This window comes from Caloramator sp. CAR-1 (assembly GCF_030546345.1).
In the GTDB taxonomy this organism is placed as follows: domain Bacteria; phylum Bacillota; class Clostridia; order Clostridiales; family Caloramatoraceae; genus Caloramator; species Caloramator australicus.
Genome location: NZ_JAUONW010000046.1, coordinates 22,642 through 44,223 on the forward strand (window position 1 = coordinate 22,642; position 21,582 = coordinate 44,223).

General features: G+C 34.1%; 20 protein-coding genes. 10 read left to right on the forward strand and 10 right to left on the reverse strand.

Going from position 1 to position 21,582, the window contains the following annotated elements; genetic code table 11:
• Positions 1-4: 4 nt before the first annotated feature.
• A complete protein-coding gene (locus Q3V94_RS12785) occupies positions 5-625 on the reverse strand; it encodes an Ig-like domain-containing protein (protein WP_008909757.1) in 621 nt (206 codons plus the stop codon).
• A gap of 96 nt (positions 626-721) precedes the next feature.
• Between Q3V94_RS12785 and Q3V94_RS12790 the strand changes: the two genes are divergently transcribed.
• From Q3V94_RS12790 to Q3V94_RS12800, 3 genes are all read left to right on the forward strand, one after another.
• Positions 722-4,435, forward strand: a complete 3,714-nt coding sequence (locus tag Q3V94_RS12790) for a DUF5050 domain-containing protein (protein ID WP_008909758.1) — start codon at positions 722-724, stop codon at positions 4,433-4,435.
• A gap of 222 nt (positions 4,436-4,657) precedes the next feature.
• Positions 4,658-5,098 carry a type II secretion system protein gene (locus Q3V94_RS12795; protein WP_008909759.1) on the forward strand — a complete coding sequence of 147 codons (441 nt, stop codon included), beginning with the start codon at positions 4,658-4,660 and terminating at the stop codon, positions 5,096-5,098.
• 152 nt (positions 5,099-5,250) lie between these two features.
• Positions 5,251-6,438: a hypothetical protein gene (locus tag Q3V94_RS12800; protein ID WP_303528278.1), complete on the forward strand. Its 1,188-nt coding sequence runs from the start codon at positions 5,251-5,253 to the stop codon at positions 6,436-6,438.
• A gap of 321 nt (positions 6,439-6,759) precedes the next feature.
• On the opposite strand, the gene Q3V94_RS12805 is transcribed toward Q3V94_RS12800, so the two are convergent.
• Positions 6,760-7,638: a transposase gene (locus Q3V94_RS12805; RefSeq protein ID WP_303528281.1), complete on the reverse strand. Its 879-nt coding sequence runs from the start codon at positions 7,636-7,638 to the stop codon at positions 6,760-6,762.
• Positions 7,639-7,785: 147 nt separating this feature from the next.
• Here Q3V94_RS12805 and nuoE point away from each other — a divergent pair, with 147 nt between their 5' ends.
• The 7 genes from nuoE (at position 7,786) to Q3V94_RS12840 (ending at position 14,699) form a co-directional block, all read left to right on the forward strand.
• Complete coding sequence (gene nuoE, locus Q3V94_RS12810) at positions 7,786-8,265, forward strand: NADH-quinone oxidoreductase subunit NuoE (RefSeq protein WP_008909762.1); 480 nt, start codon at positions 7,786-7,788, stop codon at positions 8,263-8,265.
• Between the two features lie 12 nt (positions 8,266-8,277).
• Positions 8,278-8,643: a ferredoxin gene (locus tag Q3V94_RS12815; protein ID WP_008909763.1), complete on the forward strand. Its 366-nt coding sequence runs from the start codon at positions 8,278-8,280 to the stop codon at positions 8,641-8,643.
• A gap of 10 nt (positions 8,644-8,653) precedes the next feature.
• Positions 8,654-10,444, forward strand: a complete 1,791-nt coding sequence (gene nuoF, locus Q3V94_RS12820; RefSeq protein WP_303528289.1) for an NADH-quinone oxidoreductase subunit NuoF — start codon at positions 8,654-8,656, stop codon at positions 10,442-10,444.
• A 68-nt stretch (positions 10,445-10,512) separates the two neighbouring features.
• Positions 10,513-12,252 carry an NADH-dependent [FeFe] hydrogenase, group A6 gene (locus Q3V94_RS12825; protein ID WP_303528291.1) on the forward strand — a complete coding sequence of 580 codons (1,740 nt, stop codon included), beginning with the start codon at positions 10,513-10,515 and terminating at the stop codon, positions 12,250-12,252.
• Positions 12,253-12,331: 79 nt separating this feature from the next.
• On the forward strand, positions 12,332-12,676 hold the full coding sequence (locus Q3V94_RS12830) for a transposase (RefSeq protein ID WP_303528292.1): 345 nt from the start codon (positions 12,332-12,334) through the stop codon (positions 12,674-12,676).
• Positions 12,677-12,808: 132 nt separating this feature from the next.
• Complete coding sequence (locus Q3V94_RS12835) at positions 12,809-13,207, forward strand: sigma factor-like helix-turn-helix DNA-binding protein (RefSeq protein WP_303528293.1); 399 nt, start codon at positions 12,809-12,811, stop codon at positions 13,205-13,207.
• Between the two features lie 103 nt (positions 13,208-13,310).
• A complete protein-coding gene (locus tag Q3V94_RS12840; RefSeq protein ID WP_303528294.1) occupies positions 13,311-14,699 on the forward strand; it encodes an ISLre2 family transposase in 1,389 nt (462 codons plus the stop codon).
• Between the two features lie 11 nt (positions 14,700-14,710).
• Here the strand turns inward: Q3V94_RS12840 and Q3V94_RS12845 are convergent, their stop codons facing one another.
• The 8 genes from Q3V94_RS12845 to Q3V94_RS12880 form a co-directional block, all read right to left on the reverse strand.
• Complete coding sequence (locus Q3V94_RS12845; RefSeq protein ID WP_303528295.1) at positions 14,711-14,851, reverse strand: hypothetical protein; 141 nt, start codon at positions 14,849-14,851, stop codon at positions 14,711-14,713.
• Between the two features lie 127 nt (positions 14,852-14,978).
• The gene (locus Q3V94_RS12850) at positions 14,979-15,902 is read right to left on the reverse strand and encodes an NAD-dependent epimerase/dehydratase family protein (RefSeq protein ID WP_303528297.1); all 924 of its coding nucleotides are present in this window, start codon (positions 15,900-15,902) and stop codon (positions 14,979-14,981) included.
• Between the two features lie 5 nt (positions 15,903-15,907).
• The gene (locus Q3V94_RS12855; RefSeq protein WP_303528298.1) at positions 15,908-16,627 is read right to left on the reverse strand and encodes a CpsD/CapB family tyrosine-protein kinase; all 720 of its coding nucleotides are present in this window, start codon (positions 16,625-16,627) and stop codon (positions 15,908-15,910) included.
• A complete protein-coding gene (gene galU / locus Q3V94_RS12860) occupies positions 16,627-17,517 on the reverse strand; it encodes a UTP--glucose-1-phosphate uridylyltransferase GalU (RefSeq protein ID WP_303528300.1) in 891 nt (296 codons plus the stop codon). Before galU ends, Q3V94_RS12855 begins: the two co-directional genes overlap by 1 nt.
• A gap of 4 nt (positions 17,518-17,521) precedes the next feature.
• A complete protein-coding gene (locus Q3V94_RS12865) occupies positions 17,522-18,292 on the reverse strand; it encodes a tyrosine-protein phosphatase (protein ID WP_303528303.1) in 771 nt (256 codons plus the stop codon).
• Positions 18,293-18,304: 12 nt separating this feature from the next.
• On the reverse strand, positions 18,305-18,991 hold the full coding sequence (locus Q3V94_RS12870; RefSeq protein WP_303528305.1) for a YveK family protein: 687 nt from the start codon (positions 18,989-18,991) through the stop codon (positions 18,305-18,307).
• A 179-nt stretch (positions 18,992-19,170) separates the two neighbouring features.
• Positions 19,171-20,235, reverse strand: coding sequence for a lipopolysaccharide assembly protein LapB (locus Q3V94_RS12875; RefSeq protein WP_303528307.1), 1,065 nt, complete (start codon positions 20,233-20,235; stop codon positions 19,171-19,173).
• Between the two features lie 63 nt (positions 20,236-20,298).
• Positions 20,299-21,579, reverse strand: a complete 1,281-nt coding sequence (locus tag Q3V94_RS12880) for a TIGR02679 family protein (protein WP_303528308.1) — start codon at positions 21,577-21,579, stop codon at positions 20,299-20,301.
• Positions 21,580-21,582: the final 3 nt, after the last annotated feature.

The window sequence follows — 21,582 nt, forward strand, 5'->3', positions numbered from 1 at the left end:
ATGCCTATTTTGTTATGACAAAACTTTTGGATGTTGCACTTTTTCCAACGTTTAATGTTGCTTTTCCTAAAAGGTTGTTCTTTTCATCATAAAAATATACGATAACAGTTTCCTTTGGAATTATAAGGCTTGCAGTTTCGCCTATTTTATAGAACTTTGCATCAACATCGTATTTATATTTTACATTTCCATTATAGTTTTTTAATCCATTTATAGTTATTTTTTTATATGCGGTAAATCCTCCAACTGTTACATCGTATGTCCCTGTTATAATTAAATCAGATATTGTAAATTTTAAGCTATAGGGATTTTTCAAAGTTTTACCTAAAGATGATTTTAAGTTTTCAACGGTTAGATAATATGTTTCTCCATAAGTGTAGCCGCCATCTGGAGGATTAATAAGTAAAGACTTTTGATTGCTGCCTATTTTAACATCAACGTTGATTTTGCTGCCTTTAGAGTCTACTATTTTGATTGAATTTAAAAGATCGTTTTTAGGATCAAGCTTTTGGTTAAATTTAATATTAAAGGTTTTGTAAGGTGAGATATTTGTCATTACTTTGTTAAATGCAAGGACATTTGTTGATAACGAAAAAAACAGAAAAAAGAAAAGAACCTTTTTCATAAAACCACCTCAGTTTAATTTTAGCTTAAATTTTATTATAAATAAAGTGTAAATTTTTTTTAAAATTATCCGATAACTAACATAGGGGGTGTTGTCATGAGGCGATTTGTAGCTTTTATTTTAACAGTGATTATGATAATAGGGATGCTGCCTAAGATGGCCTTTGCTGCAAAAGCAGTTAATTTGCCTAAAAATAGCATAATAATAGCCGACAGAATATATACAAGTTCCTATGTGAGTAAATTTCCTCAAGAGGTAAATCAATTTCAAAGCCTTCAGGGAAATGAAAACAAGATATTTTCTATAGATGCACAAGGCAATATAACAGATAAAGATGGAAGGGCTGCAACTGAAGAACAAATAATGCTTATATGTGGAAGAAAACTAACCCTTTATTCAGATAGTCCAGATGATCAAGGTAAGGTCTATATTGCAGATGGAAGTGGGATATTTAGAGAGTATAAACCTGGAAGCACAAAATATGGATATATAACAATAAACACATCCTTTAGTGCAGCAGGTTCGGGATACAATCTTGTCAGCGTTGTAATCAAAGAGATAGTTGGTGTTCCAAACAGCTATTATTTTGTTGTATCAGATAGTTCAACAATAGATCCTTCAGTTAAAAGAGCTACTAATGAGTCCTTTACATTAATAACAAACAGGGATGATTTTTATATAAATTTATATTCTGCAAGCGGAGATCTTGTTGGACAAGGGGAGATAAAGGATGTTTCTTCTTCCGTTACAGGACTTCCTGTTTTAATTAATTTAAAAACTTATTCCTTAGGTAATATTCCAACAAGGGTTGCAGGGAATATAAGTAATCTTGGGCTTGCAGCAACTGATGGAGAATTTTTATATTATGTTAATTTAGCAGATGGAGGAAAGATTTATAAAAAGAATATATATGGAGTTGAGGAGTATCCAATAGTTGAAGATAATGCAAGGTATATAAATGTTGTAGACGATTGGATTTATTATAGTAATATATCCGATGGTGGTAAGATCTATAAGGTAAATGTTGATGGAACGGGAAGAAAGAAGATAAATGATGTTTTGTCTTCCTATGTAAATGTGGTGGGGGATTATATATATTATTCAAATAGCAAGGATAAAAACAGGATATATAAACTTAGCAAATTCAATACAAATGCAAGTTATTCTGGACAAAGGCTTACCTATGATTCAGCTGCATATATAGTAGTTGATGGGGATAGAAATAAGATTTATTATAGCAATACCTCAGATGCAAGAAGACTTTATTCCATCGATTTAAACGGAAACAATAGAACAAAGTTTTTAACGGTTTCCTCCCAAACAAGTCCAGGGGTAAGATATTTAAGCTTAACAAATGATGGAATAGTTTATGCAACAGGGCTTGATGGAAAACTTTATAAAACTATATCATATAACAGAATTTCGCCGGTTTACTTTACAACTGAAGTTCAGGTAAAATCTAAAGGTGGAACTATTACAAAAAGTGTTGAAGATAAATTGAGCGTAATAAATGCAGTAACCAATAATGACATATTCTATTCAAGCTATGTAGATGGAAGAAAGATATATAAGCTCGGTGTTTCAAGTGGAACAAAGATAATAGATGACTTAGCAACGGCGATAAACATAGCAGGGGATTATATATTTTATTTAAAATCTGGAAAACTTTATAGATATAAGTTAGGCTCTCCTGAAGGAACAAAGCCAGAGGCAATAGCAAAGATTAAGTATGCCGATAAGATTGTAAAAATTGATGATTTAGATCCCGTTGAAATTACTGACCTTAAGAATATAGAGCTGCCCGATAAGGTTACTGCTATTATGAGCGATGGAGATATAAGGGAACTTTTAGTTAATTGGGATATGTCAAAATATAGTGTAAAGGATGGAGTATATACCTTCAGTGGAAAGGTTGTAGGATACGGAACTAAAGTAAGTGGTAAAGCTGTTATGTATTCTGCACCAATTAATATGAATAATGTTGTTGTAACTAACAATGAAGGAAGTAAAGCAGATAGTATAGTTATAAAGGGACTTGCTTTAGGAGATGAAGTTTATGTATACGATGAAAATGATATGACAAAGCCTCTTGGAAAGGCAAAGGCTGACAAAACAGGACAGGCAGTTATATCAAAGATAGACCTAAATCAAGAAGGCGGAGTAATTAAAGTTGCAGTTAAAAGAGCAGGAAGGGCGTTAAGTAAATTTACGGATGTTGCATACAGCTCTGAGGCACCGGTTGTAGTTAAGGTTGAATATACGGAATATAACAATAAGAAGGTTTATAAGGTAACATATAAGGGAATAAATGATAAAATAGGTTATAGACTATACAATGCAGACAATTCCATTGTTAAGGATTATACTGCATCACCAATAACAGCAACACCAGAAGGAAGCGGTTTATTCTCCTTTGAAATAGAAAGAAGTGTATTTGAAGGCTATGCGACGGATAAATTGTTAAAACTTGCCTATTATGACGCAAATAAGGGCTACCTTGATCCATCAAAGCCATATATTATGATAGCCCAAGCAAAACCAAATGTATCATACGATTTTACATCTGGAAGATTTGTAGGATTTAGCAGTTTCATAGAATGTTCATTAAACGGAATAGATTGGATGTCAAGCGATGAGATGTTAAGCCAAGCAAGCATGCTTACTGGAAAAACCTATATCCTTGCAAGATACAAGGCTATGTCCAATAAAATGCCAGGACAAATTGCATATGTTGCCCTTGTTCCAATGCCACAGGTGGTTATAAAGGCAGGAGGAGAAATTATACTTGATAGTAAGGATTATACGACTTTCATAATCGATGATATAACCGGCACATTAACTGCAAGATATATAGGCAATGCCGATATTACTGTTGATATAAAAGATGTTCCAAGCGGTATAAATGCAAGCTATGTTTTAACAAAGGGTGCAACTCAGGTTTCAGCTGGAAGTGTTGATAATTCGGCTATTGAATCAACAATCCAAAAGAACTCAAACAATACAGGTGAATATAAATTAGTGGTAACCTTAAATCAAGGTGGAACTGAAATTGCAAAACAAACGATTAAGTTTAGACTATTTGGAGAAAATATAGCACCACCACAACCATATCTTGCAGGTATTCTAGGAAAGACTATAAATGGAGTAACAACAGGATATAAGGTTAAGGTAATGGTTCCATTTACCGATTCAACTGTTTCTGCTGTTGGAACTATAAGATTAAAGGATAGTATAAGTGGACAATATGGAAATTCCAAGCCATATAATTTTGTTTTAAACAATGGAGTTTGGGAAGGAGAAGAAGTAGCAAACGTTGAAGGTGAATATGAGGTAAGTATAAGATATGAAAATTATGCTATGAAACCTTCTACATTTACAGCATCAAAGGAAATTAGGTTTACCATAGATACTTCAAAGGTTTATAAGGTTTATCTATATGATGGATATTTGAGAAAAATAGGTTTAGATGTTATTGAAGGATTGGTTTATCCTTATGGAGATGCAACATACTCCTTTGTAGGATATACAGATTTGTATTCCTTTGGGGTAGAAGGTAGAAGCATAACAGGTTTTGAATGGCTTGACGATGAAAATGATACAACAATAAATGATCCAGATGCTCAGTATGGTTTCTATGTAAAGTATAGGTTTATAGACGACAATACTTGGTCAAGTATAAAGCAAGGTGAAAGAATAAATTATAGAAACAACAGAACAGTTGAAAAATATAGAATAAAAGTGACAGTAATTAACTTTAAGAACGGTTATAAAGAAGATTTTGAATATGAATTTGAGATAAGCAATCAGTAGTATGTAACGTATGTTTAGCACAGTGCATTTTAGGATGCACTGTGCTATTTTTTTTGATTAAATTTACAAAAATTTTTGAAGCCCATGTTTAAAACAAGTAAAAATTGGAAAAAATCAAGCTGAAAATAGATTGAAGGGAGTGAGGAGTAAAGTTAAAGTGATTTCATTTAAAAATATGCATTTTTTATATATTTAAACCTTATGCTTAAAAGGAGGTATTCTATGAAGAAAAAAGGTTTTACACTACTTGAAATGATTATTGTAATTTCTATCATCGCCCTTTTAGTAGGCATTACAACCCCACAGATTTCAAAGGCTATGAAAAAGTCAAAGGCTATGGCGGATGTGGTGACTGCAAATACAATAGCAGCGACGATACAGGAAGTTGTACTTGAAGGAGGAGAGATAAAGGATACAGGAGGAATTTGGGTTAAAATATCGCAAACAGGTGTATTTACTGATAACACTATTGATTTATCTAAGTATTTAGAAGGTTTTGATAAGCTAAAACCTAAAATGAATTCATCCTATGTATTCTGCTATAAATACAATGCTGCTGAAAATAAATTAGAAATAGGAGCAGGTAGAAAAGATGCTGATAATAACATAATTCAGACTGAGGCTTATAACCTATATCCAAGTCTTAATCCTGCATATAAGTAAAATTTTGTTAAGATTTTTATTTTGTCCCTCACTTTAATATGGGGGACAATTTTTTGTGTTTTCATATTAATGATACAAAAATAAATCTTTGCAAAAAAGTTAATATTTTAACTTTTTCTGTCTTATTGTTTAGATCTTTGTAATTTGCTAAAATGGGAAATATAAGGAAGGATGGGAGGGATATTGTGGATAAGAAAATTGTAAAGGCTGTTAACAAAGAATCTTTTATTTTTCTTGGAATCATTCTATTATTTTTTGGTTTTTTAGCAAAAACAATGGGCCTTGCCAATATGTTTAGTACTATGATGAAGACGGCTCATGATCTACTTTTAAACACCGTATTTTTCATAATGGCCATTGCAGTTTTGGCAGGCGCCTTTGGGGCACTTTTAACGGAATTTGGTGTTGTAGCCCTTATAAACAAAATTTTATCGCCCCTTATGAAACCCCTTTACGATATGCCTGGGGCTGCAAGCATAGGAGTAATTACTACATATTTATCGGATAACCCTGCGATTATAACCCTTGCAAAGGATAAAGGATTTAGAAGATATTTCAAAAAATATCAAGTTCCAGCCCTTACAAACCTTGGAACAGCCTTTGGAATGGGGCTTATAGTTACTACATTTATGATTGCCCAAGCACCGGAGGGACAAAGTTTTGTCTTAGCAGCAATTGTTGGAAACATCGGTGCTATAATTGGAAGTATAGTAAGCGTTAGAATTATGATGCACTTTACAAAGAAAAAGTATGGAAAAGAGGAAATGGCCCTTGATGGAGATGCTGAATTTGATATCACAAAATTTAGAGAAATAAGAAACGGAAGCACATTCCAAAGGGCCCTTGAGGCTATATTAGATGGAGGCAAATCTGGAGTCGATATGGGCCTTTCTATAATCCCTGGGGTTATAGTAATATGCACATTGGTTATGATGCTAATAAATGGACCTAAAAATGAAGTATATACAGGTGCAGCCTATGAGGGAGTGCCTGTTTTAACCTGGATTGGAGAAAAGTTAAGCTTTATTTTAAAGCCCCTTTTGGGATTTAAAAGTCCAGAATCAATAGCCTTTCCTATAACTGCCCTTGGAGCGGTTGGGGCTGCAATTGGTCTTGTCCCAAAGCTTTTACAGCAGGGACTTATTGGAGCAAGGGAAATTGCCGTATTTACCGCAATGGGAATGTGCTGGAGTGGTTACCTTTCAACCCATGTTGCAATGATGGATGCCCTTGAGGCAAGGGACCTTACAAACAAAGCAATACTTTCCCACACAATTGGAGGTCTTGTAGCGGGAATTGCCGCAAATTTAATAATGAGTGCCTGCCTCTTGACATTTTGACTTTTTGACATTACATAATTTTACCAACAAATATTGTAATTAATAAAATCTGTTTGATAGCGGAATTTGATTAATTTTGTAAATGTGTATAAATATTTTTTAACCTAATTAACGACATGCATAGCTAACTTTTGTAAGTTGGCAGTGCATGTCGTTTGACTTATTAAAGTGTTGACAAAATGGTATCAAAATCAAGCTAATTTAAACACTGTTCTAAAGCGGGGATAGAACATTTTTTGAAGGTGGAGAATTTAACATTTTAGGAGCATAGATTTTGAACCGCTACTTTAAAGTTTAGGTTAGCTTAAAGAACCCAAAAATTTAGAAGGTGGGGTTTATATCTTTTCTTATTATTATTTTTGATACTGCAGATGGTGATACATTTAAAAACTTTGCTATTTCAGTTATAGTATAATTTTGTTTTAATGCTTTTTTTATAAATTCTACTTTGTAATTGGTAAAATTTCTTCTTTTAAAACCTCGTCTAATTAAATGCAATTCATCTTTATTTGTATTAACCTCTAACCATATCTCATCTAAACTCGGTCTTTTGCCAGGTTCAGCTAAATCTTGTAGGTTTAAAAATGATAAGCTTGACTCAAGATTTAAGCTGAATTTTTTACAAATTATCTCTAAATCCTTTTTAAAATTGGAATCATCTCCTTCTTCCATCATGAGATTATTATAAATTTTAAGGGAATCTTTTAGATTATTAGACAAAATGTTCAAAATAAAAGAAGGATATACGAAATTATTAATATTGTTTTTGTAGAAGTAATGACTGGTCCATCTATATTCATCAACACTTTTAACTATGTTCGCCCTAACGGGATTCCTGTGGATATATCTTAAAAGGCATATCAGATATGCGTCATCTAAAACGACTTTGCTGTTAAACCTAGATTCAAAAACATGTCCGCTGCGATTGAGCTTTTCGTTATAGTATTTCGCATAGATATTGTTTAAATTGAAAATAATATCACTTATGGGTGTATCACCTGTTTTGATTAGAAAATGGTAGTGATTACTCATGATTGCATAGGCTAAAATGTTAAAATCGAATCTTATATTTAGATTTTTTAGCTGTTTTAAGAAAAATTTTTTGTATTCCTCTTCTTTGAAAATGTCTTCTTTGTTGTTACCGCGCTGGTATATGTGATAGATTGCACCGCTATATATTATTCTTGGCGGCCTAGGCATAATGATACCTCCTTTTATGGAAAAAATTGAAAAAGTCAAAATGTCAAAATGTCAAGTGCCTGTCACCTATAATTATTTACAAATTTGTATGAATTTAATGCCTTTGGTTAAAAATATTTTTTAGGTAGTTATTTAAGGAGGGATTATATGGCAAAGTATGATGTTGATGAAGTTAAGTTAAGACAGCTTGAGGAATATATAGACTCTATAGAACAAAAGGAAGGGGCACTGATTGGAGTTCTTTATAAGGCCCAGGAGATTTTCGGGTATCTTCCTAAGGATGTTCAGCTTTTTATCGCAAGAAAGCTTGGCATTTTTGCGGCAAAGGTATATGGAGTTGCAACCTTTTATTCTTACTTTACTATGGAGCCTAGGGGAAAGCATGTTATAAACGTTTGTATGGGAACGGCCTGCTTTGTTAAGGGGGCAGATAAAATTTTGGAGGAGATTAAAAAGGAGCTGGACATAAAAGATGGGAATATGTCAAAGGATGGCCTTTTTACAGTTGACACCTTAAGATGCGTTGGTGCCTGCGGCCTTGCACCGGTTGTTATGGTGGATGGTAAGGTTTATGGAAGGGTTAAGGTAGAAGAAGTTAAGGGGATACTTGATGAGTATAGAGAATAAGGAGGGTTTTAGATGATAAAATCGATAGAAGAGTTAAAGCAGATAAGGGATAAGTATAAGGATGTTTTGCAAAACAGGGAGGCGGAGGAGAATAAAATAAGGATTTTGGTTGGCATGGCAACCTGTGGAATTGCAGCTGGGGCAAGGGATACTATAAACGCAATAGTTGATGAGGTTCATAAGGAAAATATAAACAACGCTGTTGTTGTTCAAACGGGCTGTATGGGGTTTTGCTATGCTGAGCCCACCGTAGAGGTAAGATTTCCAGGAAAATCTCCAGTTCTTTACGGCAAGGTGGATGCAGAAAGGGGTAGGGAGATAGTAAGAAGGCACGTAAAAAATGGAGAAGTTATTAGCGAATGGGTATTAAAAGGATAGGAGGGATAATATGCCACTTAGGATGGAGCTTTTGGTGTGCGGTGGAACAGGATGCCAAGCATCTAACAGCAAAAGGGTATTGGAGGTTTTAAGGGAAGGTATACAGGAAGCTAACCTCCAGGAGGAGGTTAGGGTTTTGATGACGGGATGTTTTGGATTTTGCGAAAAGGGACCTATTGTTAAAGTTATGCCTGACAATATTTTCTATGTAGAGGTAGATGAAGAATCGGCAAGAAAAATAGTTAGAGAACACGTTGTAAAAGGAAGAATAGTCGAAGAAAAAATATACAAAGAGCCTAAGACTGAAGAAAAGCTTCCAGAACAGAGCAGCATCCCCTTTTATAAAAAGCAGATTAGAATTGCCCTTAGAAACTGTGGGAAGATAGACCCTGAAAATATAAACGAATACATAGCTTCAGATGGATACATGGCTCTTGCAAGGGTTTTGACGGAGATGACACCCGAGGAGGTTATTGATGCTGTTAAAAGAAGCGGCTTAAGGGGAAGAGGTGGGGGAGGTTTCCCAACAGGCCTTAAGTGGGAGGCAACAAGAAAGTCAAAGAGTGATGTAAAATATATAATCTGCAATGCCGATGAGGGGGACCCGGGAGCATTTATGGACAGAAGTATACTTGAGGGTGATCCCCATTCAGTTTTGGAGGGTATGGCAATAGCAGGATATGCAATAGGTGCCCAGTTTGGATATATATACGTTAGAGCTGAATACCCACTTGCTATACATAGACTAAGGATTGCAATAAGCCAGGCTAGAGAGATGGGACTTTTAGGGAAAAATATTTTAGGTACTAACTTTTCCTTTGATGTTGAGATAAAAATAGGTGCAGGTGCATTTATTTGTGGTGAAGAGACTGCCCTTATAAATTCAATTGAAGGTGGGCGTGGCGAGCCTACAGTAAAGCCGCCGTATCCTGCCCAGGTTGGACTTTGGAAAAAGCCGACTAATATAAACAACGTAGAAACCTTTGCAAACGTTCCGCCTATCATTTTAAACGGAGCCGAATGGTTTAGCTCAATTGGAACAGAAAAGAGCAAAGGAACAAAGGTTTTTGCCCTTGCTGGAAAGGTAAACAACGTTGGACTTGTTGAAGTTCCCATGGGAATAACATTAAGGGAGATCATATACGACCTTGGCGGTGGAATAAAGGGAGGTAAAAAATTTAAGGCCGTTCAAACTGGTGGACCATCAGGAGGATGCATCCCAGCAGAGCATCTTGATACACCAATAGATTACGATACATTAAACGCCCTAGGTTCAATGATGGGCTCTGGTGGAATGATTGTAATGGATGAGGATGACTGCATGGTTAATATCGCAAAGTTTTATCTTGAGTTTAGCTGCGATGAGTCCTGTGGAAGGTGCACAGCCTGCAGAGTAGGAAACAAGAGGATGCTTGAGATATTAAACAAGATAACCGAAGGGAAAGGAGAGATGGAGGATCTAGAGATGCTAAAAGAACTTGCAGAAACCGTTAAAGACTCATCCCTCTGCGGCCTTGGTCAAACATCTCCAAATCCGGTTTTATCGACGATGAAATTTTTTTACGATGAATACCTTGCCCATGTTAAGGATAAGTCCTGCCCGGCAGGGGTATGCACTGAGCTACTTAAATACTATATAATCCCAGAAAAATGCGTAGGATGCACTGCCTGTGCCAAGGTTTGTCCTGTCAATGTAATACACGGTGAGCCAAGGAAAGTGCATGTTATTGATAGGGAAGGCTGCATAAAGTGTGGAGAATGCTACAGGACATGTAGATTTGGTGCAATAACAAGGAAATAGTATGGTAAAATATAGAAATGTCCAAATGTCAAAAAGTCAAGTGGCAGGCACTTGAAAGGAGGTTTAATATGGTAAATGTTACGATAAACGATATAAAGCTTCAAGTTCCCGAAGGGACGACAATACTGCAGGCTGCTAAGATGGTTAACATAAACATTCCAACCCTTTGCCATCTTGATTTACACGACATAAAGATGGTAAATAGAACTGCATCATGTAGAGTTTGCCTTGTTGAGATAGAAGGAAGAAGAAATCTTGCACCAGCCTGTGCGACGGAATGCTTTAATGGGATGATTATAAAGACAAACACAAAAAGGGCGATAAGGGCAAGAAGGACAATGGTGGAGCTTTTATTATCCGATCACCCCACCGATTGCCTTGTTTGCGAGAAAAACGGGAATTGCGATTTACAAAAGCTCGCTGCAGACCTTGGAATTAGAAAAATTAGATTTGAAGGTGAAAAGTCCACATATACAAAGGATAGCTCCAGCGGTGCCCTCTATAGAAATCCTGATAAGTGCATAATGTGTAGGCGCTGCGAGACCATGTGCAATGAAGTTCAAACCTGTGGGATTTATTCTGCCGTTGATAGAGGATTTGAAACTGTTGTAGCACCAGCCTTTAATCTTCCTATGATTGATACCCAATGCACCTTCTGTGGTCAGTGCGTATCGGTATGTCCTACAGCTGCTTTAACTGAGGTTAGCTATGTTGCAAAGGTTTGGGAGGCACTACACGATCCTGACAAGTTTGTAATAGCCCAGACGGCACCGGCTATTAGAGTTGCCCTTGGGGAGGAATTTGGACTTGAGCCTGGGACAATTGTTACAGGAAAGATGGTTGCAGCATTAAGAAGGCTTGGATTTAGGAAGGTTTTCGATACTGATTTTGCTGCTGATGTAACTATTGTTGAGGAGGCGAAGGAGTTTATAGAAAGATTAAAGGGCAAGGGAAGGCTTCCTATATTAACAAGTTGCTGCCCCAGCTGGGTTAAGTTTATAGAGCATCAATTCCCTGAGCTTTTGGATATTCCTTCAACCTGTAAATCACCCCACATGATGTTTGGGGCAATAGCAAAGACGTATTTTGCAGAAAAATTTAATATCCCACCTGAAAAGATAGTCGTAGTTTCAGTAATGCCATGTATTGCTAAAAAGTATGAAATTCAAAGAAAGGAATTTGAGGAAAACGGCATTAAAAATGTTGATTATGTAATTACAACAAGGGAGTTTGCAAAGATGATAAGGGAGGCTGGAATAGATTTTACGAAGCTTCCTAATGAGGATTTTGATGATCCACTTGGTGAATCTACAGGAGCATCAGTAATATTTGGCGTAACGGGAGGAGTTATAGAGGCAGCATTAAGAACGGCCTATGAGTGGATAACAGGTGAAACACTAGAAAAGGTTGAATTCCATGGAGTAAGAGGACTTGAGGACGGGCTTAAGGAGGCAACGGTAAAGATAAAGGATATGGAACTTAAAATAGGAGTTGCCCACGGACTTGGCAATGCAAGAAGGCTTCTTGAGGATATTAGGGACGGAAAAAGATTTTACCACGCCATTGAAATAATGGCCTGCCCCGGGGGATGTATAGATGGAGGAGGACAGCCATATCATCATGGAAATCTTGATATAGTAAGGGCAAGGCTTAATGCAATATATGAAGAAGATAGAAATAAACCAATAAGAAAATCCCATGAAAATCCAGCGGTTATTGCGATGTATAAGGAATATATGGGTGAAATAGGCGGAGAAAAGGCCCACAAACTTTTACATACCCACTATACACCGAGGGAAAGAATATAAAAAAAACTTAAACTTAAGTGCCTGGCACTTAAGTTTAAGTTTTTTTATTTTGGGAATAATCAGAGATGGAGGTGTTGATATGGCAAGACCAAGGAGAATAGAATACAAAGGTGCTATTTATCATGTTTATAATAGGGGAAATAATAAAGAAAATATTTTTGCTTACGACGCTGATAAAAAGTTTTTTATTATTCAGTTAAGGGATTATTTGATAAAGTTTGATTATGAAGTATTAGCATATTGTATTATGAGCAATCACTATCATTTGATGATAAAATGTAACGAAATCCCTCTAAGCAAAGTAATGTATAACATTAATAATGTATATAGCAAATATTATAACGACAAGCATGGAAGACGAGGTCATGTATTTGAAAATAGATATAATGCTAAAATTGTTGAAGATGAAACATATCTTTATTAGCTTTTTAGGTATATAAGCAGGAATCCTATAAGGGCAGGAATCGTAGAAAAAGCTGAGGATTATCCTTGGAGTAGCTTTAAAATATACAAATATAACATAGAAAGTTTTATATCAAAAGATACATTACTAAATATGATATCAGATGATAAAAAGCAAGCCATAAGGTTTTTAGTTGATATAACACAAGAAAAAGGTGATGATTCAAGTAGTGAAAATGACTTTACAATTTTTGTGGATAATTTCAAGAATTTTATAAATGGAACAAAGATTAAAATATTAGAAAAAGATATTTTGAAAAATAAACAATGCAATCAAAGGAAAACTTTGGATGATATTTTAGCTGAGCTAAAATTAAAAAATTCTTGGGATAAAATAAAAGACACTTCGAAACGTAAAGACGCAATTGAATTTAAGAAAATGTTTATTAAAGCTGCTTTAGAAAATAAATATACTTTAAAAGAAATAGCTGATTATTTAGGGATATCTGCTTCAGCTGTATCACAACTTAAAAATAAGGTGCCTGGCACTTAAAACATAGTGTAAAATTATTGTAGGACGAAAAAAGACAAAAATTTAAAAGAGACAACCCCTGTGATAAAATAAAAGTGAAAAAAACACACAAACCAATAAGGGGGTGTCTCTTTTGAATAATATTATACAACAACATTTAATAAATTTCACTACTAAATTAATAAAAAATGTTGAGGAAACTATATCAAAAGAATGGGATTTAACAAAACTTGTTGATGTAGTTAAAAAAATGACTGATGAATTAGGAGCAAACATAATAAAGGACTTTTTAGAAGAATTAGATAAAACGATTAAAGAAGATGAAAAAAGGAAAAAGGGATGGGTAGTAGAAAGGAAAGACAAGAAAAAGATTGTAACAATGCTAGGCGAAATAGAATATGCAAGAACGTATTACAAATCTAAGAAGAATGGGGAATATAGATATTTACTTGATGAAATTATAGGGATAAGCAAACATGAGAAGGTAGATAAAGAAGTAAAGATAAAGCTTGTAGAGAACGCAATTAATATGTCCTATGAGGAGAGTAGTAAAATAACATGTCCGGAGAAACTAAGTAGACAGACAGTATTTAATGCAATAAGACAGGTAGGAGAAGTAGAAGTAAAAAGGGAAGTAAAAGAAAAGAGGAAAGTAAGGGTGCTATACATAGAAGCAGATGAGGATCATGTGGCATTGCAGGATGGGAAGAAGGAGATGCCAAGGCTTGTATATATACATGAAGGAAGGCAAAGCAAAAATGGGAGAAACGAATTAAAGAATGTATATTACAAAGCATACGTTGGTGTAGAAGCTGAAGAAATATGGATAGATGTAGCGAATTATGTGTATGACAATTATGAAATAGAGAGCATAGAAAAGATATACATAGCAGGAGATGGAGCAAGATGGATAAAGGAAGGAATGGAATGGATTCCGAAAGCGAAATTTGTATTAGATAGATATCATTTGAACAAATACATAATAAGAGGGACAGCAAAGCGAGAAGAATATAGGCAAAAGATATGGGGAGCGATAAATGAAGGGGATAAGAAGGTTTTAAGGGAGATATTTAAGGAGTTAATAAATATAGCAGAAACTAAGACAGAAAAGGAGAGAGCAAAAGAAGCAAGGAAATATATATTAAATAACTGGGAAGGGATAGTAATATATAAAGGGGACGAGGATGTAATAGGATGCAGTGCAGAAGGGCATATAAGCCATGTATTATCAGTGAGATTAAGCAGTAGGCCATTAGGATGGAGTAAAGAGGGATTAAAGATAATGGCAAAGCTAAGGGTATTTAGCAGGAATGGAGGTAATTTAAGGGAAATAAGTATATACAAGGAAGATATTGAAACATTTAGATTAAATAAAAAGAAGATAAAAGAAACAATTAAAAGAATAAATAATTCTTCACGAGAAGGAATAAATAATATAACAATATTAAATATTGGAAAAGTAACGCCAATGTATAAGATATTAAAATCAATTAAATATGAAAATATAATTTAAAGTTTAAAAGTTTACGAAAGTCTTGATTTTAAACATTTTAGGGGGTTGTCTATAAAAATTAACCTACAATATCTTGACACTATCCTTTTTATATCTATACTTGACGTAGCTGCACATTCTTCAAAATACTTTTCAATATTAATATTTTCCACAGGCAACCTCCCCCATATAAAACTTTTTAAGAATGTTAAAACAATCTTTTTCATTTCATAAATCAAATTGGTGTTAGTTTTTCTTATATGTTATTTAATTTTCAATTGCTTTTAAATATTTATTTTTTCACATCCCTAAATTGGAATAATGATAATATGTTTTATAAATCCCCTCTTCAATAGAATGGTTATAATTCCAATTTAATATCTTTTTAGTCAATACATTTGATAGTTTACTATGCTTTATATCTCCCTTTCTTTCTTCCTTATAGATTACTTCAACTTGCTTTTTTGCTACTTTAAACATGGTTTCAATAAGTTTGTTTAATGAAATGCTTGTATTTGTTGAAACATTTAATGTTTTGTTGTCGCCATTTGTAAGGGCTTTTATGTTGGCCTCTGCTACATCTTCAACATAGATAAAATCTCTTGTTTGCTCACCATCGCCGTAAACTATTAGAGGTTGACTTTTTATTAGGCGATCGATGAAAATAGAAATTACCCCGCCCTCGCCCTTTGGGTCTTGACGTATGCCGTATACGTTTGAATAGCGAAGTATTGTATATTTAAAACCAAATAAATCTGAAAAGGTTTTTATATAAAATTCTGGCGTGTATTTAGATATACCGTAAAAGGATATGGGATTCGTCTTGTGTTCTATTTCAATTGGTAATGTTGTTGGATTCCCATAAACTGCTGCTGAAGATGCATATACTATTTTTTTTACATTATAATCTCTGCAGCACTCTAGTATATTTACCGTTCCAATTATGTTTACAAATGCATCAAATGCAGGTATTTTTATTGATTTTTGAACATCTATTTGTGCCGCATGGTGTATTACAAATTCAGGTTTTTCAGTTTTAAATATTTCGTTTAATGTATTTTTATCGGTTATATCACATAAATAAAATTTTGCTTTTTTATTAATATTTTCTTCTTTTCCTGTAGAAAGGTTATCAACAATTATAGTTTCATATCCTTTTTCAATTAACTTGTCCACGATGTGAGAACCAATAAACCCCGCCCCACCTGTAACCAAAACCTTCATTAAAATCACCTACTAAAAAAATTTATCTTTCTTTTCTTATTCTGTTTTTGTCCGTCGCTGCCGTAATAATAATAGTTGTAATATCCATAGTATCCCTTTTTCGTTGTGTCGAGTTTGTTTAAGACAACGCCAAGTATTTTTGCATTTACCTTTTCAAGAAGCTCTTTAGCCCTTTGGGCTGCATGTTTGTCTGCTTCGCCTGATGCGACTACAAGGATAACTCCATCTGCATAATTTGAAAGTATTTGTGCGTCTGTAACCATCAAAACCGGTGGCGTGTCTATTATTATTACTTCAAATTTTTCTTTTAATTCTTCCATAAATTTTTCCATCTTTTTGGATGATAAAAGTTCTGCTGGGTTAGGTGGTCTTGTCCCTGATGGAAGAATATAAAGATTTGCAACTTGTGATTTAAAGCTTTCTTCGTTAAAATTTACTTCCCCTATTAGAATATTTGTAAGCCCAATCGTATTAGATACACCAAACTTTTTATGTATCGTGCTTTTTCTTAAATCACAATCAATGATTATAGTTTTATGGCCATTTTGTGCAAAGGTCACTGCAATGTTAGAAGATGTAGTTGATTTTCCTTCACCAGGGCCACTGCTTGTAACTAAAATAGTTTTAACCTTAGTATCAGGTAGGGAAAATTGTATGTTTGTTCTTAATGTTCTGTATGCTTCTGAAATCGGTGATTTAGGGTCTTTTATTGTTATTAATTCCATTAAACACAACTCCTTTTGTCATCTAAGTCTAGAGCTATTTCTTTTAAGTAGGTTATAAATTCATCTCTAATGTCTTCCCTCTTTAATGCAAATTCTATTGTGGCTTGCAAAAATCCAAGCTTGTCCCCTACATCGTAACGTTTTCCTTCAAAGTTATAGGCATACATTGCTTCTTTGTTTAAAAGCTCCTTAAGTGCATCGGTTAACTGTATTTCACCGTTTTTACCCGGCTTTGTTTTTTCAAGTATCTTGAATATTTCTGGAGTTATAATATATCTTCCAAGGATTGCTATATTGCTTGGAGCTTCTTCCTTCTTTGGTTTTTCAACTAAATCTGAAACTTTATAGAGCCTATCTTCAATTTTAACTCCACTTACAATTCCGTATTTGTCAACATCATCATATGAAACCTCTTGAACACCTAATATGGTAGTTTTATACATATTATAGGCATCAATCAGTTGTTTAAGACAAGGAACTTGGCTGTCAACAATATCATCTCCTAAAAGGACGGCGAAGGGCTCATTCCCTACAAATGATTTTGCGCATAGGATAGCATGTCCAAGGCCCTTCGGTTCCTTTTGCCTTATGTAGTGAATTTGAGCCATATTAGTTATGTTATCTAACATATTGAGTAATTCATTTTTGTTTTTCGATTTTAGTTCTAGTTCTAGTTCAACTGATCTATCAAAATGGTCTTCTATTGCTCTTTTGTTGCGTCCAGTTATAATAAGTATTTCTTCGATTCCGGATTTTACAGCCTCTTCTACAATATATTGAATAGTTGGTGTATCAACTATTGGAAGCATTTCTTTAGGTTGAGCTTTTGTCGCCGGCAAAAACCTTGTCCCAAGCCCCGCGGCTGGTATTATGGCCTTTCTTACCTTCACAGGATCACCCCCTTAAAAAGAAACTAAAAAAACTTTTTTTAGGCTTTATTTTTTCTGCACTTGTCGTTATCGATTCGTTCTGTAAGAAACTCTTTGAATTCAAAAGTATTTTTTCATAAACGTCCCTTTTTGTGTTTTTTATAATGTTGAGGGCCTCGTTTACCTTAGGCTTTCTCCTAATTGAATCGTGGCAGTCAGATCCTATAAAGTCAACTATATTGTGTTTTAAAAATAAAGTCGCCGTATTTTTAACATCTTTGCCAAAATAACCCAAGAGGCTAGATGAGTTTATTTGAAATAGGCAACCTTCATCTATAAAGTCGTTGATTTTTTCAGGTTGTTTTATAATCTCTAAATATCTTTCCGGATGAGCTACTATTGGAGTTATGTTTTTTATTTTTAACTCATACAATATGTCAAAAGTATATTTTGGTATTTCGTCAAATGGAAGTTCAACAAGCATATAGTTTGTGTCGTTTATAGGTGAGATTAAGCCTTGATGTAAGTATGACAATAGGTCCTTTGAAATTAAAATTTCTTGTCCTGCTAGGATGTTAATTTGTATGTTTTGATTTTTAAGATATAAATTTAAGTCGTTAACGTGCTTTTTTACGGTTTCGTAATCAGTTTCATATCTTCCTGCTATAAAATGTGGAGTTGCTACAATTGTTTCTACTCCATCTTCCTGTGCTATTTTAGCCATTTCAAAAAATATTTCAAAAGAATCTGCACCATCATCGATTTCAGGTATTATGTGGGAATGTATATCTAACATTTATATCACATCCTATTTTTCTTCAATCTGTTTTGGTATGATTCCTATCACAGGAAGTTCAAGTATCTTTTCGACGTCATTTTCTGTTTTTATAGTATTATCCATATATTCCAATATAAATATTGTTCCGAAGGATACCATTATACCAAGGACAAATGCTATTGCAATATTTAATAGTTTCTTTGGTTTTACAGGCTTTTCAGGCATAACAGCATAGTCCATAACTTGTATAGTATTAGTTGGATATATTCTTTTTGACTCATCTAAAAATACGTCTGTTAATTTATTTGCTGTAAGCATCGCTTCCTTTGGGTCTTTACTTTGAAATTTTATATCCATTATTTGAGTATCTGGTTGAGGAGTTACACTAAGCTTGTCTAAAAATTTTTCATACTCTATATCCATATTTAATGATTTTATTGTCCTTTCAACTACAGTTCTTGATTTTGCAATTCCAGCATAAGTTTTAACCAGCTTTTGATACATCATAATGTCGTTATAGTCTATTCTTTTTTCGGTATTTTGTTCTTCCTTACCAACTATAACTGTTACTTTAGCCTCATAAACAGGAGTTAGAACAAAAAAGCTCAATATAATACTAATCACAACAAAAGTTGCAGTTATATTAATTATTAACCTCCACCTTTTTTGTAAAATATCAAATAATTCCCGAAGATCTAGTGTCATTTCTTGTTCCATAGTAATTCCTCCTTACTTTTTTCCGACACTTTATAATTGTAAATACAATATTTAAAAAATTCCATCGAAATATGTCGTTTATAAAAAATTTTTTAAAAAATTTTATTAGGAAGGGGGCATTATTATTTTGTCATTTGCAAATAGCATGATTATCTTATAAAAATTTTCTTATAAAAATTTTAATTAAGCATTTTTAGCCACTGTTTTGCCACTTCATCGTCAGGATTTTTTTGAAGGGCTAAGTTTAAAAATTTTTTTGCGTTTTCGTTGTCATTAATGTTAAGGTAGCAAACTCCGATGTTGGATAAAATACTTGAATCAGAGGGTCTATATTTTAAGGCTTTTTGGAAATATTCTATGGCCTCTTTAAAGTAGCCTAAAAACGCAAGGTTTAAGCCTATTTCGTTCAGAACTTCCGGCGTTTCAAGGGTTTGCAGAAGGTCTTGGAGGTAAAAAAAGGCCTTGTGGTAATTTTGAAGGTTTCTGTAGGCAACCGCTGCATAGTATTTGGCATCTAAATTGTTTGGATTTTGTTCTATGTGGGGGATGAGAAGTTTTAGGGCTTCCATAGGGTAGCCGTCTTTAAGAAGGTCTACGGCTTTATCGTAATTTTCTATAGTTTCTATTTTTGCTAGATATTCTTGTGCTTTTTTAGAAAATCTTTGGTCATTTAGAGAGCGTCTTAGATAATGCTTTGCCATGTCGTAGTCTTTGTCAAGATAGTATACGCCAAGGTAAAAGTTAGGTGCAGCAAAGTCTGTGTATTGGTCTGCAAGATTTTTTAAGCTTTCGAGTATCTCATCTTGAAGAAGGTTTAGGTTAGTTTTTTGGTAGTAGTCCATAAGAAGATATATGCGGTTCATTTGGAATTCTTTTTTGGGGTTGAGTTTTATAAGGGCATTTATGTAGATTATGGCCCTTTTAAGGTTATTGTTTTTATTTTCTTCTATTTGATGTATTATGTAGCTTTCGATGTTTGGGATTTTTTTGAGGGTTGCAAGGTAAAATTCGGCATGGGGAAAGTCAGGGTCACAGCCAAGGATCATTATCATGCCGTCGATTATGTTTTGGGCGGTAAGGTTGTTTTGCTTTTGAGCAATGTTTATGAGGGATTTTGAGTCTATGGGATAGTCGCCTTTGGGTAATGTTATGGTTGGTTTGTTTAGGGATATTGTTAGTGGCCTTTCGAGCTCTATGAATATTAAGTTTTGTGCTTCTTTTTTGAAGTATTCTTTATAGTTCATACTGCACCTCCTTAGGGACGGTTCATTAGTTTTATTAGTTTCCAGCGTTAAAAATTGATAATATTAATGAACCGTCCCTAAATATTTATCGATTAAAAGTTCTTGGTAGGCGGCAAGGCCTGTTTTTTGGATTTCCTCTGCAAGGATAATAAGTTCTTTTGTCTTTAAGTTTTTAAGTTTTTTGAGCCTTTGAGGGCTAATCTTTTTGTTTGAAATAATAGATTTATAGTCGTCAACTCCGTAATGCCAAAGGGCTATTTTGTCGCCATATCTTTGTATTAACTTGTCGGCTATGAGTAGTCCCTCCGGATCAAAGTCGCCAGAGTAGTATATTTTATCAACGTTTTCGATTAATTTATCTAGAAGAACTATGCTGGCAAGTTTTATTTGCCCATAGGTGCAAATTAAAGCTGGCTTTTTATTCCTTGCCCTTTCTAAAATTTCACTAAACACAGTTGGATTTTCGAAGATATATACTATTCTATTCGGTGCGATGATTTTGTCAACTTTAGATAGATTATATAATGAAAGCTGCATAGGCTCAGAGTTTTTATAAAATCCTTTCCATCCTTCGTGGAGCTTCCCATCCTTATAGGCTAAAAGCCCGCTTACTATCGTATAGTTTGACACCTCATCGTCTATTATTCCTGCTCTATACAAAAGTTCTGCTCTTTTTTGAGCATTTTCAGGATATTCTTCCTTTAAAAAATAAGATATCCCATAAAGCAAAAGCTTTCCCTCATCCCTATCAAAATCAAATGTATGGGGGTTTTTGCTGATATTCGATGAAAAGATCGCAAGCCTTTCGGTGTTATTTATATCAAAACTCAACCTATTTACCGCCTCACCTGTTAACAATAAAGAATTTTTTAAACCTAATTTATCCCTCTCGTATTTTTGAATAATTAGTTTGTAGGCGTTTTCCTTGTTATCTAGAACATATTCAAGCCACTCCTTAGCTTTAGTTCCACTAAAACAGCTTAAAATCTCTGAAAAGAATTTTTCCTTTTCCTTCTCAAGCCTATTTTGCTCCTCTTTTTTGGAAATTATTTTTTCACCGAAATACTCCATTAAAACCCCTTCAAAATCAACGCCGCTAAATCTTGTGTTTTCTAATGCTTTTAAAAAGTTTTCTATTTTTATCGTCACGCTTTTTTTACTGTAAAAATCCCTTTTAAAAAACCCTGAAAGAGCGTCCTGCTCTTCAGGGGTTAGATTATCAAGTTTTATAGAGCCACCTAAGTAGCCAAGCATTCTATATTTTTCCCTTATTTTTTCAAACATTCTTTTATAGCCTTTATTTGACTTAAAATATTTTAAGCATTCCTGCTTTATCCTTTCCATAAA

Coding starts and splice junctions, on each gene's coding strand:
- Q3V94_RS12785 (WP_008909757.1), bottom strand. CDS start 625: ATGAAAAAGGTTCTTTTCTTTTTTCTGTTTTTTTCGTTATCAACAAAT.
- Q3V94_RS12790 (WP_008909758.1), top strand. CDS start 722: ATGAGGCGATTTGTAGCTTTTATTTTAACAGTGATTATGATAATAGGG.
- Q3V94_RS12795 (WP_008909759.1), top strand. CDS start 4,658: ATGAAGAAAAAAGGTTTTACACTACTTGAAATGATTATTGTAATTTCT.
- Q3V94_RS12800 (WP_303528278.1), top strand. CDS start 5,251: ATGGGAAATATAAGGAAGGATGGGAGGGATATTGTGGATAAGAAAATT.
- Q3V94_RS12805 (WP_303528281.1), bottom strand. CDS start 7,638: ATGCCTAGGCCGCCAAGAATAATATATAGCGGTGCAATCTATCACATA.
- nuoE (WP_008909762.1), top strand. CDS start 7,786: ATGGCAAAGTATGATGTTGATGAAGTTAAGTTAAGACAGCTTGAGGAA.
- Q3V94_RS12815 (WP_008909763.1), top strand. CDS start 8,278: ATGATAAAATCGATAGAAGAGTTAAAGCAGATAAGGGATAAGTATAAG.
- nuoF (WP_303528289.1), top strand. CDS start 8,654: ATGCCACTTAGGATGGAGCTTTTGGTGTGCGGTGGAACAGGATGCCAA.
- Q3V94_RS12825 (WP_303528291.1), top strand. CDS start 10,513: ATGGTAAATGTTACGATAAACGATATAAAGCTTCAAGTTCCCGAAGGG.
- Q3V94_RS12830 (WP_303528292.1), top strand. CDS start 12,332: ATGGCAAGACCAAGGAGAATAGAATACAAAGGTGCTATTTATCATGTT.
- Q3V94_RS12835 (WP_303528293.1), top strand. CDS start 12,809: ATGATATCAGATGATAAAAAGCAAGCCATAAGGTTTTTAGTTGATATA.
- Q3V94_RS12850 (WP_303528297.1), bottom strand. CDS start 15,902: ATGAAGGTTTTGGTTACAGGTGGGGCGGGGTTTATTGGTTCTCACATC.
- Q3V94_RS12855 (WP_303528298.1), bottom strand. CDS start 16,627: ATGGAATTAATAACAATAAAAGACCCTAAATCACCGATTTCAGAAGCA.
- Q3V94_RS12865 (WP_303528303.1), bottom strand. CDS start 18,292: ATGTTAGATATACATTCCCACATAATACCTGAAATCGATGATGGTGCA.
- Q3V94_RS12870 (WP_303528305.1), bottom strand. CDS start 18,991: ATGGAACAAGAAATGACACTAGATCTTCGGGAATTATTTGATATTTTA.
- Q3V94_RS12875 (WP_303528307.1), bottom strand. CDS start 20,235: ATGAACTATAAAGAATACTTCAAAAAAGAAGCACAAAACTTAATATTC.
- Q3V94_RS12880 (WP_303528308.1), bottom strand. CDS start 21,579: ATGGAAAGGATAAAGCAGGAATGCTTAAAATATTTTAAGTCAAATAAA.